13 protein-coding genes are annotated in these 14,757 nt (G+C 66.1%); 3 read left to right on the top strand and 10 right to left on the bottom strand.

Features of this window, described 5'->3' with window-relative positions:
* Positions 1-23: 23 nt before the first annotated feature.
* Positions 24-1,127, bottom strand: coding sequence for a TIGR01906 family membrane protein (locus tag ACQCS0_RS06655; protein WP_354153904.1), 1,104 nt, complete (start codon positions 1,125-1,127; stop codon positions 24-26).
* A gap of 123 nt (positions 1,128-1,250) precedes the next feature.
* On the bottom strand, positions 1,251-2,243 hold the full coding sequence (locus ACQCS0_RS06650) for a stage II sporulation protein M (protein ID WP_354153905.1): 993 nt from the start codon (positions 2,241-2,243) through the stop codon (positions 1,251-1,253).
* A 69-nt stretch (positions 2,244-2,312) separates the two neighbouring features.
* Between ACQCS0_RS06650 and ACQCS0_RS06645 the strand changes: the two genes are divergently transcribed.
* Positions 2,313-3,113 carry an RDD family protein gene (locus ACQCS0_RS06645; protein ID WP_354153906.1) on the top strand — a complete coding sequence of 267 codons (801 nt, stop codon included), beginning with the start codon at positions 2,313-2,315 and terminating at the stop codon, positions 3,111-3,113.
* A gap of 36 nt (positions 3,114-3,149) precedes the next feature.
* Here ACQCS0_RS06645 and ACQCS0_RS06640 read toward each other — a convergent pair whose 3' ends face one another.
* The 4 genes from ACQCS0_RS06640 to ACQCS0_RS06625 all read right to left on the bottom strand — a co-directional run bounded on the left by ACQCS0_RS06640 (position 3,150) and on the right by ACQCS0_RS06625 (position 6,763).
* Entirely contained in the window at positions 3,150-4,388 is a 1,239-nt protein-coding gene (locus ACQCS0_RS06640; RefSeq protein WP_354153907.1) for an Ig-like domain-containing protein, read from the bottom strand.
* 63 nt (positions 4,389-4,451) lie between these two features.
* Complete coding sequence (gene ahcY / locus ACQCS0_RS06635) at positions 4,452-5,930, bottom strand: adenosylhomocysteinase (RefSeq protein WP_354153908.1); 1,479 nt, start codon at positions 5,928-5,930, stop codon at positions 4,452-4,454.
* Between the two features lie 129 nt (positions 5,931-6,059).
* On the bottom strand, positions 6,060-6,293 hold the full coding sequence (locus tag ACQCS0_RS06630; protein ID WP_193340239.1) for a Trm112 family protein: 234 nt from the start codon (positions 6,291-6,293) through the stop codon (positions 6,060-6,062).
* Positions 6,294-6,373: 80 nt separating this feature from the next.
* On the bottom strand, positions 6,374-6,763 hold the full coding sequence (locus ACQCS0_RS06625; RefSeq protein ID WP_282329252.1) for a DUF3499 domain-containing protein: 390 nt from the start codon (positions 6,761-6,763) through the stop codon (positions 6,374-6,376).
* Between the two features lie 121 nt (positions 6,764-6,884).
* On the opposite strand from ACQCS0_RS06625, the gene ACQCS0_RS06620 reads away from it, so the two are divergent.
* Positions 6,885-7,400, top strand: a complete 516-nt coding sequence (locus ACQCS0_RS06620; protein WP_354153909.1) for a metallopeptidase family protein — start codon at positions 6,885-6,887, stop codon at positions 7,398-7,400.
* Positions 7,401-7,404: 4 nt separating this feature from the next.
* Here ACQCS0_RS06620 and ACQCS0_RS06615 read toward each other — a convergent pair whose 3' ends face one another.
* From ACQCS0_RS06615 to ACQCS0_RS06605, 3 genes are read right to left on the bottom strand one after another with little or no spacing between them, the layout of a single operon-like run.
* Positions 7,405-8,997 carry a DUF5719 family protein gene (locus ACQCS0_RS06615; RefSeq protein ID WP_354153910.1) on the bottom strand — a complete coding sequence of 531 codons (1,593 nt, stop codon included), beginning with the start codon at positions 8,995-8,997 and terminating at the stop codon, positions 7,405-7,407.
* Positions 8,990-12,322: a glycosyltransferase family 2 protein gene (locus tag ACQCS0_RS06610; RefSeq protein ID WP_426940112.1), complete on the bottom strand. Its 3,333-nt coding sequence runs from the start codon at positions 12,320-12,322 to the stop codon at positions 8,990-8,992. The genes ACQCS0_RS06615 and ACQCS0_RS06610 overlap by 8 nt, the downstream gene beginning before the upstream one ends.
* Positions 12,323-12,351: 29 nt before the next feature.
* Positions 12,352-12,894, bottom strand: a complete 543-nt coding sequence (locus tag ACQCS0_RS06605) for a WhiB family transcriptional regulator (RefSeq protein WP_354153911.1) — start codon at positions 12,892-12,894, stop codon at positions 12,352-12,354.
* A 413-nt stretch (positions 12,895-13,307) separates the two neighbouring features.
* Here ACQCS0_RS06605 and ACQCS0_RS06600 point away from each other — a divergent pair, with 413 nt between their 5' ends.
* On the top strand, positions 13,308-14,006 hold the full coding sequence (locus tag ACQCS0_RS06600; RefSeq protein ID WP_354153912.1) for a TIGR03089 family protein: 699 nt from the start codon (positions 13,308-13,310) through the stop codon (positions 14,004-14,006).
* A gap of 27 nt (positions 14,007-14,033) precedes the next feature.
* Here ACQCS0_RS06600 and ACQCS0_RS06595 read toward each other — a convergent pair whose 3' ends face one another.
* Complete coding sequence (locus tag ACQCS0_RS06595; protein WP_354153913.1) at positions 14,034-14,600, bottom strand: GtrA family protein; 567 nt, start codon at positions 14,598-14,600, stop codon at positions 14,034-14,036.
* Between the last annotated feature and the right edge of the window lie 157 nt (positions 14,601-14,757).

Genomic DNA, 14,757 nt, shown 5'->3' with positions numbered 1-14,757 from the left:
AAGTCCGAGGGCTGGGAAGTCGCTTAGGGCTGCACCTCAGCGGCGTCCTGGTCATCCCTGGCCAGCCCGCGACGGCGGCGCGTGGGCCAGGTGAGGATGAGCGTCACAAGGGCTGCCAAGAGGACCAGCGCGGCGATGACAATGCCGGCATCGATCCAGAACTGGCCCGGGAACAGCCTGATCAGGGTGTCTTCCAGGGCGAACGTCCAGGAACCGCTGGCGAAGAAGATCCGGTGGAACTCGGTGAAGAACTGTTGCCAGCCGAGCACGGCCAGCGCGCCGAGGCCCAGGATGATCGCCAGCGCAACGATGGATCCTGCGAACAGTCCGCGGCGCACTCCGCCGGTGCTCCGGCGGCGCAGGTAAGCGATGGCCACAAGGCTGAGGACAATCAGGAGGGCTCCCCCCCCCAAGGCCGAGAGGATGACAATTTTCACGTCGGCCATGTGGCTGACTTCGCCGTCCTTGAAAAGGTCCCCGCCGCTGCGGTTGACCAGGTCGCCCAGGTACCGCGGCCCCGCCCAGTTGCTGAGGTAGTCAACGGCGTAGGAGCCGTACGTCATCCGGTCGTCGGTGCTGAAGCCGTACCCGTCGCCGGGGAACCCGGGCCGGTTGTACTCGGCCCACAGGAACAGCGGGCTGGTGACCGCGCGGACGGCAAGCACCAGCAGGATCACGGGGTAGAAAAGGGCCAGCAGGACTTGCCAGATGCGCGGAGCCACGGGCTTGGCGTTGGCTGCGCTTTCGCGCTCCGCGTTGCGGCGTTCCACTTCCTCCTGCGGCGGACGGACCTGCAGGGCTGACGTGGGGAGCGGCTCGCTGAAGTGGGCACCGTTTCGGGTGGCGCCCTGCGCGGACGGTTCTTTGCGGAGTGACTCTTCTACGGTAGGTGCGACGGCGGGAGGTTCGACGGCGGCCTCCGCGGCTTTTCGGCCCGCGCGGCTTTCGGGCTGGGTGACACCGCCCTGGACGGAACCGGAACTACCGGCCGGGGACGCCTCGGGAGTGCTGGAGCCGGAGTCATTCAGCCAGGCAAAAGCCGGTTCGTCCGTGTCCGATGAAGTATCCAGGTCCGGATCCGGCTGCGGCTCCGTGCGTTTGGCAGGGGTCGGAGAATTGTCATTCACAGCAGCGTCACTTCCGTTGGGGTCCGCGCTGCCGGCTCTGATCCGGGCAGCGCCGTGTATCTGATGTTGAGCCTACCGCCCGCTCCTGCACGAGGGCGAGGAGCCACCCCGGCGCCAGTGGATTCATGCGGCGATTTCGCTGTATCCGGCGTCACCGGCCTGCAAATCGCCGCGTTCACCGGCGTCATAGGCCCGCCGTCCCCACACCAGGACGTAACTCCAATACGCGGCCAGTACTGCCAGGCCGATGCCGATCTTGGCCCACACCGGAAGTGGACTGGGCGTGACAAAGCCCTCCACCAAGCCGGAGACGAACAGCACCAGCACCAGCCCCAGGGCCACGGTGATCAGCGATCTGCCTTCGTCCGCCACGGCCCGTCCCCGCGTCCGTGGTCCCGGGGACACCATGGCCCAGAAGATCCGCAAGCCCGCAGCACAGGCAATAAAAACAGCGGTGAGTTCCATGAGCCCGTGCGGCAGGATGTAGCTGTAAAACACACCTTGTTGGCCCACTGCGGCGAAGACTCCTGCGGCAATCCCGACGCCCTGGGCGTTCGTGAACAGGATCATGGGTACCCAGATGCCGGTGATGCCCAGGGCCACCGCCTGGGCGCTGATCCAGGCATTGTTGGTCCAGACGGCCCCCGCAAACGAGGCCGCAGGGTTTTCCGAATAGTAGTCAATGAAGTCTTCCTCGACGTACTGCCGGACCGCAGCCTCAGAGGCAACGGACCGCAGGGCATCCGGAGACGTCCCGATCCAGAGCGCGTAGGCGCCGGCGACCAGCACAAATGCGGCGCCGCAGGCCACCGTCAGCCACCGCAGGCGGTATAGGGCTGCGGGCAGGGCAGCCACGAAGAAACGGGCCACGTCCGCCATCACATTGGAGCGTGCGCCCGTGAAACGGGTCCGTGCCTGGGCCAGGGTGGCGGACAAGGAGGCGGACAGGCCGCTCTCCGGCGCAATGGACCTGATGAACGAAAGGTGCGCCGACGTCGACTGGTAGAGCCGCAGCAGCTCGTCGGCTTCGCCGCCGCTGAGGCGCCGCTTATGGGCGAGCTGGTGCAGCCTTGACCACTTGTCCCCGTTGGCGGCGGAGAAGGCATCCATATCCACGGCAACAGCCTAGCCGCCCTAGACTGTGAGCGTCCGCAGGACGCTTGACGAGGGATTGGGGTATTCCGCTTGAGTTCGATAATCACCGGCGAGGCAGTTGTCCTGGAACTGCGCCCCGCGTCCTTCGCCGCCCGTGCCCTTGGGCTGCTGCTGGATGTACTGTTCAACGTCATCCTGCTGGTCCTGATCCTGCTGGGCGTCGCAGCCGCGGGCCAGGACCTTGACGAGGCGGCAATGCGGACGCTGACGCTGGTGACTGTGGTCTTCTGTTTTGTGATTTTCCCCGTGGCGGTGGAGACCCTAACCCGGGGGCTTTCGCTCGGAAAACTGGCGGCCGGCCTGCGGGTGGTCAGGGACGACGGCGGTGCCATCCGGTTCCGCCATGCGGTGATCCGCGGGCTGACCGGGTTCCTGGAAATCTACCTGACCCTGGGCGGCCTTGCCATCGGCGTCGCGCTCTTCAACAGCCGCTCCAAGCGGCTGGGTGACATCCTCGCCGGCACGTATGCGCTGCGCCGGCGGGTGCCAGTCGAGGCGCCGGTCCACGTCTTTGTTCCGCCGCAGCTTCAGGCCTGGGCCTCAGCGGCGGACATCGGCCGGATTCCGGACGCCACCGCACGGCAGGCTGCCCAATTCATCCGGCAGGCCGGCCGCATGGCACCGCTGTCCGCCGCCGGAGTAGCGGCATCGATCGCCACGGAACTGGCCACGCATGTGGCCCCGCCGCCGCCCCCGGGAACCCGCTCGGACCAGTACCTGGCGGCAGTTACCGCCGAACGCCGGCACCGCGAACTTGCGCGGTTGCGGCAGGCCCGGCGCCGGAACTCGGCCACGGCAGAGCGGTTGGGCCGCCTGCCTTTCGGCCCGTAGGACCGGACGTGTTCCTGCTCGCAGGCCGAAGGGTTCCTAGTTGTTGTACTCAGCCCAGGGGATGTTCCAGTCGCCGTAGCCGTCGTCGAGGGCGGCGTAGTCGCCTTCGGTGTTAACAATCTGAACCACATCGCCGGTGGTCATGTTGGCAAAAACCCAGGCGGCGCCGTCGGGAGCGAACCCGATGCAGCCGTGGGAGACGTTCGTGTTGCCGATGTATGGGAAGGCGGACTCCAGCGCCTGATGAATGTAGGCACCGCTCAGCGTGAGGCGGATGGAATATTCGACGTCCACTTCGCCGTAGTAGGCGGGATCGCCGGGCTTGAGTCCTATGCTGGCGGCCCGGAAGTGGTCATAGCGGTTCTTCTCCATCAGGACCGCGTAGCCACGCGCTGACGGGAAGCGTTTGTCACCCATACTGACCGGCAGGGTTTTCACCGCCTGGTCGTTGACGCTGAGCGTGAAGGTGTGGGCGGTGGCGTCCGCGATGGCCACCCGCTTGTCCCCGAAATTGACGGTGGCTTTTTTGTTGAAGTTGGCAATCTGGCCGTTGCCAAGGTCCACGCCGAAGAGCTGCATGTCCATGGTGACGGTGGAGTTCGCCGCCCAGAAGGCCTCGGGGCGGTACCGGACCATGGTTTCACTGAACCAGTGGAAGGCTCCGGTCTGCCCTGCGCTGGAGGTGATTTTGATGGCTTTCTCCACGGCATCCCGGTTGACTACCGGTTCGCTGAAAATGACCTGCAGCGGCTGGCCCACGCCAACCTTCATCCCGTCCAGGGGGTAGATGGCGGCGTCCGCCTCATGGGTGCTGGAAACCGTACTGAACGAGTTAGTGGTGCTCGTTTCCCGTCCCGCACCGTCGGTGACCACATATGTGTGGCTGTATTCGGTGTTGAATTTCAGGGGATCCGTCGCAGTCCAGCTGCTGCCGTCGCCGGCGAAGGTACCGTGGACGGCTTCACCGGCTGTGCTGGTCAGGGTCACGCTCTCGATCCGACCGTTACCCACCGTGAGGGACACGGATGTGGCTGGGTTCACCTGCTTCGCGGCGTTGGCCGGCGTGACGTCCACCTTGACCGGGGCCACCACGGGCGATGCGACTCCCGGTGCGGACCGGACTGCTGAGCTGGCTTCGGACTCCAGTCCGCCGCGCGCGAAGCCCGGCGCGACGGCGGCGAAAACTCCGCCCGTCGCGGCAAGGACACACACGGCTGCCACCAAGAGAATCTTCTTGGCGGTCCCCCTCCGGCGTGGCTTAACAACAGGTTCCATGGTCCGATCTTAATACTTGGACGTAACAGCCCCGGGCGCGGTTGGCACCCGGGGAGTCACACGTCAGTAACGATAGTGCTCGGGCTTGTACGGTCCGGCGATGTCCAGGTCCAGGTAGTCGGACTGTTCCTTGGAAAGTTCCGTGAGTTCGACGTCGAGGGCGTCGAGGTGCAGCCGGGCAACCTTTTCGTCCAGGATCTTGGGAAGGACGTAGACCTGGTTGTTGTATTCGCGTTCGCCTTCGGGCTGGTCCCGCTTGGTCCACAGCTCGATCTGGGCGATGGTCTGGTTGGCGAACGAGTTGCTCATCACGAAGGACGGGTGACCGGTTGCATTGCCCAGGTTCAGCAGGCGCCCCTCGGACAGGACGATGATGGAGCGCTCTTCCGAGGTTTCGGCGTCGAGCACCCATTCGTGTACCTGGGGCTTGATTTCCACCTTCCTGATGCCAGGGATCCGCGCCAGTCCCGCCATGTCGATCTCGTTGTCAAAGTGGCCGATGTTGCCGACGATGGCTTTGTCGCGCATGCCGGCCATGTGTTCGGCCAGGATGACGTCCTTGTTGCCGGTGGTGGTGATGAAGATGTGGCCTTGGCTCAGCACCGACTCAAGCTTGGCAACCTGGTAGCCGTCCATGGCTGCCTGGAGGGCGCAGATGGGATCGATCTCGGTGACGATGACGCGCGAACCCTGGCCCCGGAATGCTTCTGCGGCTCCCTTGCCGACGTCGCCATAACCGCAGACGACGGCTACCTTGCCACCCATCAGGACATCAGTGGCCCGGTTGATGCCGTCAGGCAGAGAGTGGCGGATGCCGTACTTGTTGTCGAACTTGCTCTTGGTGACCGAGTCGTTGACGTTGATGGCCGGGAACAACAGTTTGCCCTGCTCAGCCAGCTGGTAGAGACGGTGCACGCCGGTGGTGGTTTCCTCGGTGACGCCGCGCAGCCCGGCCCCGATCCGGGTCCACCGTTGGGGGTCTTCCTGCAGCGAGGCGCGAAGCACGTCCAGGAAGATCCGGCCTTCCTCGGACTCGTCCTCGCCTGTCGCCGGCACGGCGCCGGCGGCTTCGAACTCAGCCCCCTTGTGCACCAGCATGGTGGCGTCGCCGCCGTCGTCGAGGATCATGTTCGGGCCAAGCTCCGGGTTGGTATCCGCGCCCGGCCAAGCCAGGATCTGTTGGGCAGTCCACCAGTATTCCTCCAGCGTTTCGCCCTTCCAGGCGAACACCGGGACACCCTGCGGGTCCTCGGCCGTTCCAGTGCCCACCACGACGGCCGCGGCGGCATCGTCCTGGGTGGAGAAGATGTTGCAGGAGGCCCAGCGGACCTCGGCGCCGAGGGCTGTGAGGGTTTCGATCAGGACGGCGGTCTGCACCGTCATGTGAAGGGATCCCGCGATCCGGGCGCCCTTCAGCGGCTGGGTGGGCCCGAACTCCGTGCGGAGTGACATCAGGCCGGGCATTTCGTGCTCGGCCAGGCGGATCTGGTGGCGGCCGGCTTCGGCCAGCGATATGTCGGCTACTTTGTAGTCAATTGTCATGGGGTTCCTTTGCTTGTCCGATGGCGGCGACGGCGTTTAAGCGTCTGCGCGAAAGTCGACTGCTGGTGGTGGTACGGGGTTTCCAGGCGCTGCCTGGGCAGTACCTACGGTTGTGTCCGCAGCCGGGGTTTAGTCCGTGGCCGGCCGGACAGCGGGATCGTGCTGGTCCGAGCCGGCAGCGGTAGCGGCCTGGAGAAGTTCCGGCGGCAGCAGCAGCGGGATACCATCCTCGATCGGGTAGCGCAGCTTCACGCCCGATTCTCCGGCCGCCGTCGACACAAGCTCTTCGCCTTCCTGGACCACGGGCGAACCGGTCACCGGACAGCGGAGGACGGACAACAGTTCAGGACTGATCTTTGGCATGATTGGTGCTCCCAACAGGGGCGCTCGTTCGCGCCGTTGGCTGACTGATTAGCAGGTTCCAGCCTACCGCCAGATCCACCTCAGGAAGGTTCGCGCAGTGCGCGCAGATGCCCCCGGCGGACGCCTTCCGTGCCGGCTGGGGCCTCCAGCGCTGAATGCGAGACCCGCTGGCCCGGCGTGGTCTGCTGCTTCGGCGGCTGTCCCGCCGCTTCGCGGACCGCGTTGGCAAGGGCCAGGAGGTCGTCCGGTCCAGGCTGCTGCGGGCTGGTCGGCATCGCCAAACGAAGCACTTCCCAGCCGCGGGGCACCGTCAGGGAGCCGGCGTGCTGCTCGCACAAATCGTAACAATGAGGCTCGGCGTAGGTGGCAAGCGGACCCAGGACGGCGGTGGAATCGGAATAGACGTACGTCAAAGTTGCCACCGCCGACTGACGGCAGGCTGACCTTGAACATTGACGGATAGCTCCCACGACATCACAGACTACTCCGTATCCTTGCCCGTCCGGAGTATTTGCCGAAACGACCGCCGCGCCCCGGCACGCAAACGGGCGTTATGTCGCGTAATTCTGCGCCCGGGTTTACAGTCAAGGTATGCAGTCCTCGAACCAAGATTCAGCTTTTTCGGTCCGTTTGGCTGACCCGGATGTCCGCGCCGCAGAAACGGGCTCGGGTTCGCCCGGCCGCAGCTTTGCGATGCGCCGCCGGAACCGCCACGGCCGCGGCCTGCGCGGGGAGCTGATGTTGCCCACACTCCCCGGATATCGGACGCGCTCGGACCGCTTTGATGAGATGGTGCTGGATTCCGCGCAGCGGCTCCACGACATCTGGGGCAAAACGCTCGATGGCGTACGGTTCGCCGTGGACGAAATACCCCCGCAGCTGGAGCAGTTGGTCGCCGACGCCGCACAGCCTCCCATGGGCGCTTACACTCCAGCCACCGCCGAGGAGGGCCCTGTGATCACCCTGTACCGCAGGGTAGTTGAGCAGGGTTGCGGCAGCCGGGAGGAACTCCAGGACCTGGTGCACGACGTTGTGGTGGAACACACCGCCGAAATGCTTGGCGTGGCACCGGAAACTCTGGATCCGGTTTACCGCCGCCGGTACTGACCGGTCAGTATCCCAGGGAGACCGGCACCTTTTCGTGCCCAGCAGCGGCCGGCGTAAAGGCCACCGTGGAAATGTCGTCCCGGCCCTCCTGCTGCAGGAGCAGCGCGCCGTAGGCGGCGTCACCCGAAGCGGAGACAACGTAGGCCACGACTTCCGACTCGTCCACCTTCTCGGGGACCTTGATGGACGTTGTGGTGCCGCCGGCGACGTCGGCAGTTGCGGCAGCGCGGATCTTGCCGTCCGAGGTGATGGCAGCGTAGGTGACCGTGGCCCGGTTCTCGAGGACGCCGAACACCAGGATCCGGTCACCGCCCTGGGGCACGGGCACCACGTGCTGGCTTCCCAGCCGGACACCGGAGGCAGCCCAGGCCACGTCCGAGGCTTTCTCGTTCGTGACGCCCCGCGTGACGCGGGCTGCAGCCACAAAAGACACGTCCGAACTGGTGGACACCGTGTAGTGGCCGGCAGGGACACCCGCCAGCGAAATCTCGGTGACGGCCCCGGCTTTTGCCGTGACCACACCGCCGCCGGGGAGGGCTTTCTGGCCGTCCCGGCCAAAGATCTTAACCTCCACTACCGCGTCCGACGGTCCGGGCACCGTGATCGCCAGCGCAGGGCCGGCATCGCTGTAGCCGCTGTTTCCCGTGAGGGCGGAGATCGCGCCGGCGTCCTGGATGTCTACCGCGGTCATCACCTGCCGTGCGGCGGGAGCGGCCCCAGGAACGATGAAGTCGACGCCGCCGGGCGTAAGTCCCCGCAGGACACTCTGCTGGATGGCCGCGGCCACGGGGCCGCCTGCGCTCCGGACATGAACCGTGAGCTGGGCTTCACCCGGGGCCAGGCCGGCCAGGACTATTGAGCGGGTACCGCCCGGTGCGACCAGCAGACCCCTGCTGCCCGGGGCCTGGATCTGGCCCTTGCTACCGAAGAGCTCAAGGCTGACGGTGGCAGGGGTGCTTGAAGCGTTGCTGAGCACGAGGACGGAAGTGCGGCCCACAGTGGTGCTTGCGCCCGAGAGCCAGAGATCGTTGGCGGGTGGCTGGCAGTTGGCAGCGGCCGACCCCTGCAGGTCACCGTCCGTGGCAGTGAATTTCATAACGCCGGCGGCGGAGGGTTTCTGGCTGGCCTGGGCGTCGGCGCTCAGGAGGGTGGCGTCATCCACGCTGTGCCCGGCGAGGACGCCAGCGGTCAGGTCCTGGGGACCTGTCCCCTGGCCGGGCTGGCTGCCGTCCTTGGCGATCTCGACGGCGGGCGTCCCGTCAAGCGCGGCGAGCCTGCTCCCGGGAAGAACCCCGCCTGGGGCGCTCAGGACGGCACCCGTGACGGTGCTCTTCGCCGTCGCCGATTCGGGGCTGAACTGGGGATCAGTGCCCGCCTCAGTCCCTTCGAGCAGGCGGGCCGGGCCGGCACATACCCCTGTGCTGGCCCCGGCAGGAACGGCTACCAGCACGGCCGGAATGCTGCGGCTGCCCGCCGGCTGCGGAGCCACCGACGCGGCAGCGAGCACCGCGCCGGCCGCGGCCACAATCGCCACAGCCGAGACCAGGCCTGCCAGCATCTGCTTGCGCGGGGTCCTGCGGGCGGCGTCCTTATGCATTCTGGTGTTCCTTACGCAAAGATCCTTCGTCCCGCGACAGCCCGGTGTTGGGCCGGCGCGCGGGCATGGGAATGGCGAGCATTACAGTGAGTCCGATCACCGTGATCTGTGCGATTCCGGACCAAAGGGCCCCGGGCGCTTCGTAGCGGATGGTCAGCTGTCCGGCGGAGGCCGGCAAGGTGAACGCCTGGGCCCAGCCGGACGTCGTTGCCGTGAGCCTCTGCCCGTCGAACCAGGCGCTCCATCCCGGGTCCGCCCGTTCAGCGAGCACCACCAGCCGCCCTTCCGGTCCCCCGGCGACGGCGGTGTCGACGTCGTCATACTTGGAAGGCAAGAGCGCCACCGTGGCTCCGGCCCCGTCCACAATCCTGACGCGATGGCCGACGTCGGCAGGCTGCAGCACAGGCTGGTTCAGCGGCGTAATCCGCCAAAGCCAGCCGACATCCGTCTGGCCGACGGCAACAAGCCCCGGCACGGCATCCATTCTGCTGGCCGTAAGCTGGGCGGCCGTATCTGCCGAGCGCAGCACCACGAACCCGACGCCCAGGCGCTCAAGCCCGGGCCGGGGATCCACACCCTGCCCGGCCACCAGGGTGGCCACGACGCTTCGGATGGACGCCGTGACGTCGTCGTCATCCCTGATCGTCTCCTGGCCGGGTGCACCCAGAATGTTCCGGGCTGCGGCGATGGCTGACATGCTGTCCAGCGTGGTCCCGGCGCCACGCATCAGGGCCGCGTCATAGATTCCGTTTTCCTGGGTGCTGATCAGCAGCGTGCGTGCCTGCTCCGGCCCGGTGCCCCGGTCGATGGCCGTGGCGGGAAGCGTCCGGGCACTGCCTGCCTCCACCAGGCGCGGCGTTCCCAGCGCAGGACCGGACGCCACGTCGGCGGGGCGGGCCGTGGCTGTGGAACGGAGCAGGTTCTGCGCCGACCACACCGCCATGCCGGCCAGCGGACCGGCCAGCAGCACCACCATGGCAAGCGCCGTCGCGGAGCGGAGCGCCACCGTGCGACGAACACTGGGCGAGACTGCCCGGTCTGCGGCATCAAGCAACCGCTCGGCACCGATCAGGGCTGCTCCGATCAGGGCGAATCCGCCGGCCGAGACGGCCGGACCGGTGAACGGTGCCACCAGGGTGTCCGCAGTGGCGCCGGTGGCAACGTGCCCGGCCAGCCAGCCACCGGCGAAGATCACCAGTGCCGCCACCCAGAGAACACGTGCGGTCCTGCTGCGCTTACCCGGGAGGAACAGGGCGGCAACGGCCAGCAGCAGGACGGGAACGGCCAGCAGCAGTGCGAGCACGAGTGCCCACGGGATGGCCTGGCTACTGAAGAACGGAAGGCCTGACAGGCCACCTTCGGCGGAGAACAGCAGCGGCTGGCCCAGGAATTGCTGCCATAGCGGGGCTGCCTCGAACCCCAGCGGAACACCCGGGTCTGCCAGAAACGCCCTCGGCCGGTCGATGACGGATAGGCCGAAGGGAAGAAAGAGCGCGGCGCTGGGCAACAGGGCCCACCACACGGTGCGGCCACGGCGGCCAAGCATCAGCCCGCAGAGCACGATAAGCACCGTGGCGGGAATCAGCAGTGAAGGAGCCGACGCGGTCACAACGCCCAGCACCAACCCCGCGGCGGCGGCGGCGGTCCAGGACGGCATGCCGTTGATCCCCGGCCGTGCAGGCGGTTTTTCAGTGAATCGCCGGTCTTCCGGGGACGGGACAATAAAACGTCCGTGGCCCACGGCCGACCCAGTGGCTCGCAACAGCGCCAGAACCAGCAGCGGAATCATGATGTGGGCCACCAGTGCACCCGCGCGGCCTTGGTTCAGCGCTATCTGCAAGGCTGGAGCGGCCGCCCAGAAGAGTGCGGCAACGAGTCGGAAGCGGCGCCGGATGGTCAGTCCACCGGCCGCAAACCACGCCGTAAGACCGGACAGCGGAGCGGCGAGCAGCAGGAGCCACGCCATGGCCGCGTTGGCATCTCCCCCACCGAGCAGGCCAAGGATCCACAGCACATAGCCGAAAGGGTCTCCCCTGCCCGGAAGCCCTGCTCCCAGGCTGATCCACCAGCTGGACGCGTGGTGCCAGACTTCGCCAAGGGTGGAGGACACCGGAATGAGGCCTCCGCCTGAAACGGCTTCGGCCCGGAACAGCCCACTGAGCGCCGTGAGGGAAGCCACGGACGCGATAAGCACGGCGGCGAGGGCGCCGGCCCCCACCCAACCCCGTTCGCTGGTGGTCAGCGCAGCGAAGTCATCTGCTGCGTCCCCTGTTGGCTGGTTCGCCATGGGGTCATGGACCAGGCCGTCGGCCGGGGAGTTGTCGGCGCCCAGTGCCTCCATGAGGGAGCGGCGGTGGTTCCAGACTTCACGCCGCGGCGTCTGCAGCTTTTTGATGACCGACCGCCGGATCCGCCGGCTGCTGGCCGCCGTCCTGCGTGCCTTGGCGACGGCGCCGGGCCGGGCCAGGGCAGCGAACGTGGCCACCAGCTGGGAGAAACCATGCCCGGGATCCTTGACAGCAATGCTCAGCACGAGTTTGAAAAGGCTGCCCAGCAGCGCACCGGCCGCATGGACAGGCACCTTCCAGAGCGGTGCATGCTTGAGGCGCAGATGGACTTGGGCTTTCCGCGCCGCGGCGGCGTTTCCCTGGGCATGGGGCCGATGGGCTACGTGGAACATCCGCGCAGTGGGAACCACCACCACGCGGTGCCCGGCAAGGCGGTTGCGCCAGCAGAAGTCGACGTCGTCGCCGGTGCCGGGCAGTGCGGGGTCGAACCCTTTCAGGAGCTCCCAAATGTCCCTGCGGACCAGCATGCCGGCCGAGTTCACAGCAAAGGTGTCAGTGCGGCCGTTGTACTGGCCCTGGTCCAGTTCGTCGGCATCGATCAGGGTAAGCCGCTCGGCCCAGCGGCTGGTGGAGAGTCCGACGTCGATCAGCCGGCGTTCGGTGTGCCAGTCCAGTTGCTTGCAGCCAGCCACTGTCACGGACGGTGCGCGTTCCACGGCGCTGAGGAGTTCGGCCAGCGCCTCCGGCGCCGGGGCCGCATCGTCGTGAATCAGCCAGATCCACTCTGTGGCGGCTCGCTGGGACTGGCCTTCCAAGGGCGCGTGGGTGTCGAGTCCGGCCCGTACCGCGCCGCCCATGCCGCTCTTGCCGTGCGGGAAAGTGCTCACATTGGTTGCGCCGAAGGCCCGCTCCAGGAGGACAGCGGAGTCGTCTCTCGATCCCGTGTCCACTCCGATATGGGAATCCGCGGGCCGGGTCTGGTCCGCGAGGGCAGCCAGGGTTCTGGGCAGATAGGCACTGCCGTTGTGGGACACCACAACGGCAGTGACGTGTACTTCCTGAAGAATTAGATTGCTCGCTTCCTTAGCCGCCGGCGCTCACGCTCGGAAAGGCCACCCCAAATGCCAAACCGTTCGTCGTTTGCCAGCGCGTATTCCAGGCACTGCGACCGCACATTGCATGCACCACAGACCTTCTTGGCGTCGCGCGTGGATCCGCCCTTCTCCGGGAAGAAGGCCTCCGGATCCGTTTGCGCGCACAATGCATCAGTCTGCCAGCCGAGTTCGCCTTCGTCGTCGAAGTCCTGCCGGAATGGCAGTCCGATCCATACCGGCTGGGTGATTGTCCCCTGTGCCGGGGTGCGCAGTTCCATGGGCGGATCCAGGTCGTCATCGTCCTGGTCGTGTCCGCCTTCAAGAAGTGCTTCGTGCGCCGCCAGGAGGGCCGTAGCCTGGTCCTGGGCCGAGTCTTTGGTGTTGCGGTTGTAGCGGTCCGCCGCCTCAGGATCGGCAGGATCCACATACCAGTCGCTCGGTACCCCCCGTGCGCGGTATTTAGCCGTTGCCTGGCCGGCGACGGCATCTTCATGGATACGCTCTGCTAGCCCCACGGCGACCCTCCTGAAAGTTGCAGTCCCTGCCTGGATTCTTGGACACTCGGTTGTGTGCCTGAATTAATGCAGCGACTTTCGATATCTAATTACACGTGTGTAACTAGTGGGGAGTCAAGCTGTGGACGGGATAATAATCAACTTTCCGGGCCAACAGCTGGCACGCCACGCCCGGGAGTTTTCCGAAGGACCGGCGCTCCGGAGGCCTGACGGTCCACATCGGCACGCAAAGTGCCCCGGTTCCGCTGAATAGCGGCCAAAATACAGGCGCTGTCCGAATAAGACAAATAAGATGACAAACTCTCTGTGAGTAACATCACAGCGCGACTGGACCCTCTTGTGCTCTTGTTAGGGACTCCGCGCGGGGCATCCCCGCCAAGGCCGCCCCACAGCGTCCGTGACAAGATAAAGCCATGAGTATCCCGGCGATAGAACTGATGACCACCCTGCGTTCCGGCCACGCGACGTCGCCCCGCCTGACCTGGTACGGCCCGGACTCCGAACGCGTGGAACTCTCCGGCCGCGTGTTGGATAACTGGGTGGCAAAAACCAGTAATTTACTGCAGGACGAACTCGACGCAGAACCCGGTATGCGGCTGAACCTTGCTTTGCCAGCCCACTGGAAGTCAATGATCTGGGCATTGGCCGCCTGGCAGTTGGGCATGGAAACAGTGCTCGACGGCGGGGCGGCGGAACTCCTCGTCACCGACCGTCCCGGAACCGTTGAGGCAAAGTACGACGCCGTCATAGCCGTCGCGCTGCCCGCTTTGGCGATGCGGTGGCCGGGTGAGCTGCCTGCCGGAGTCCTCGACTACGCCGCCGAGGTGCGCTCCCACGGTGACGTCTTCATGGCGCACACGGATCCGTCGGCCGCCGCCTGCGCCATTCGGGCCGGAGCAGGCCAGCAGCACATCCACGAAGAACTGATCTCTGGCTTTGCGGCCTCGCATGAGGAAGGCGTCAGGCTTCTGGTCCCCGCTGCCGAGGGTCTGGAACCGGCGCTCGCGAACTCGCTCGGCGCGTGGCACAGCGGCGGCTCAGTGGTGCTGGCGCACCCCGATGTGGAGCTCACGGACAAGCTGCTGGCCGCGGAACGCATCCACGGCAAATAGCCGCCTACGTCAGGGCTGCCGGCTGCGTCAGGGCTGCCGGCTGCTTTCCGGCGAGTCCCCGTCCGGCTGTTCACCACGCAGGGCGGCGGCCTTCTCCTGGTGATGCCGCTCGATGAGCTCGTGGTCGTGTGAGAACTCCGGCTCCTGGTCCAGTTCTTCGTTGAAGACCCAGAACCGGTAAGCGAAGAAGCGGAAAATGGTGCCCAGGACCAGGCCCACCACGCTGCCTGCAATAAAGAGCGAGGGTTTGTCGTTCAGGTCCAGGATGTACTTCGCAAACCATACGCAGCCTGAAGCGATCAGGAGTCCTACCAGGTTCATGATGGCGAAGAGCACGGCCTCGCGGGCCACATTGGCCTGCTTGCGGTGGCGGAACGTCCAGTAGCGGTTGGCAACCCACGAGAAGATGCTGGCCACGATGGTTGCCACGGCCTTGGCCCAGACCTCGCTGCCGTGCATCGGACCGGTGAACAGCCAAATGAAGATTGCCGAGTCAATGACGAACGCCACACCGCCTACGGCACCGAACTTGGCTACTTCACGCCAAAATAGCGAGGCGAGCCCCCGGATACGATCTGAAAGTGCGCTAAACATGACCCTCCATGGCCGTCCGTTCAATGGGCCACACGGCCAGAGGTCCATTTTAGACCCGAAAACAGTGAACCGGCCCCCCGCAGAATGCAGAGTGGTGACGAAAATACCCGAAAAGCTGGCCCCTCGGCGTCCCAAAGCCCGGATCCGGTGAGCTTTT

The organism is Pseudarthrobacter sp. S6 (genome assembly GCF_050156575.1).
GTDB lineage: Bacteria > Actinomycetota > Actinomycetes > Actinomycetales > Micrococcaceae > Arthrobacter.
The sequence above is the reverse complement of the archived record's forward strand: the minus strand, read 5'-3'. Positions and strand labels throughout refer to the sequence as shown.

Coding starts and splice junctions, on each gene's coding strand:
- ACQCS0_RS06640 (WP_354153907.1), bottom strand. CDS start 4,388: ATGGAACCTGTTGTTAAGCCACGCCGGAGGGGGACCGCCAAGAAGATT.
- ahcY (WP_354153908.1), bottom strand. CDS start 5,930: ATGACAATTGACTACAAAGTAGCCGACATATCGCTGGCCGAAGCCGGC.
- ACQCS0_RS06630 (WP_193340239.1), bottom strand. CDS start 6,293: ATGCCAAAGATCAGTCCTGAACTGTTGTCCGTCCTCCGCTGTCCGGTG.
- ACQCS0_RS06620 (WP_354153909.1), top strand. CDS start 6,885: ATGCAGTCCTCGAACCAAGATTCAGCTTTTTCGGTCCGTTTGGCTGAC.
- ACQCS0_RS06615 (WP_354153910.1), bottom strand. CDS start 8,997: ATGCATAAGGACGCCGCCCGCAGGACCCCGCGCAAGCAGATGCTGGCA.
- ACQCS0_RS06600 (WP_354153912.1), top strand. CDS start 13,308: ATGAGTATCCCGGCGATAGAACTGATGACCACCCTGCGTTCCGGCCAC.
- ACQCS0_RS06595 (WP_354153913.1), bottom strand. CDS start 14,600: ATGTTTAGCGCACTTTCAGATCGTATCCGGGGGCTCGCCTCGCTATTT.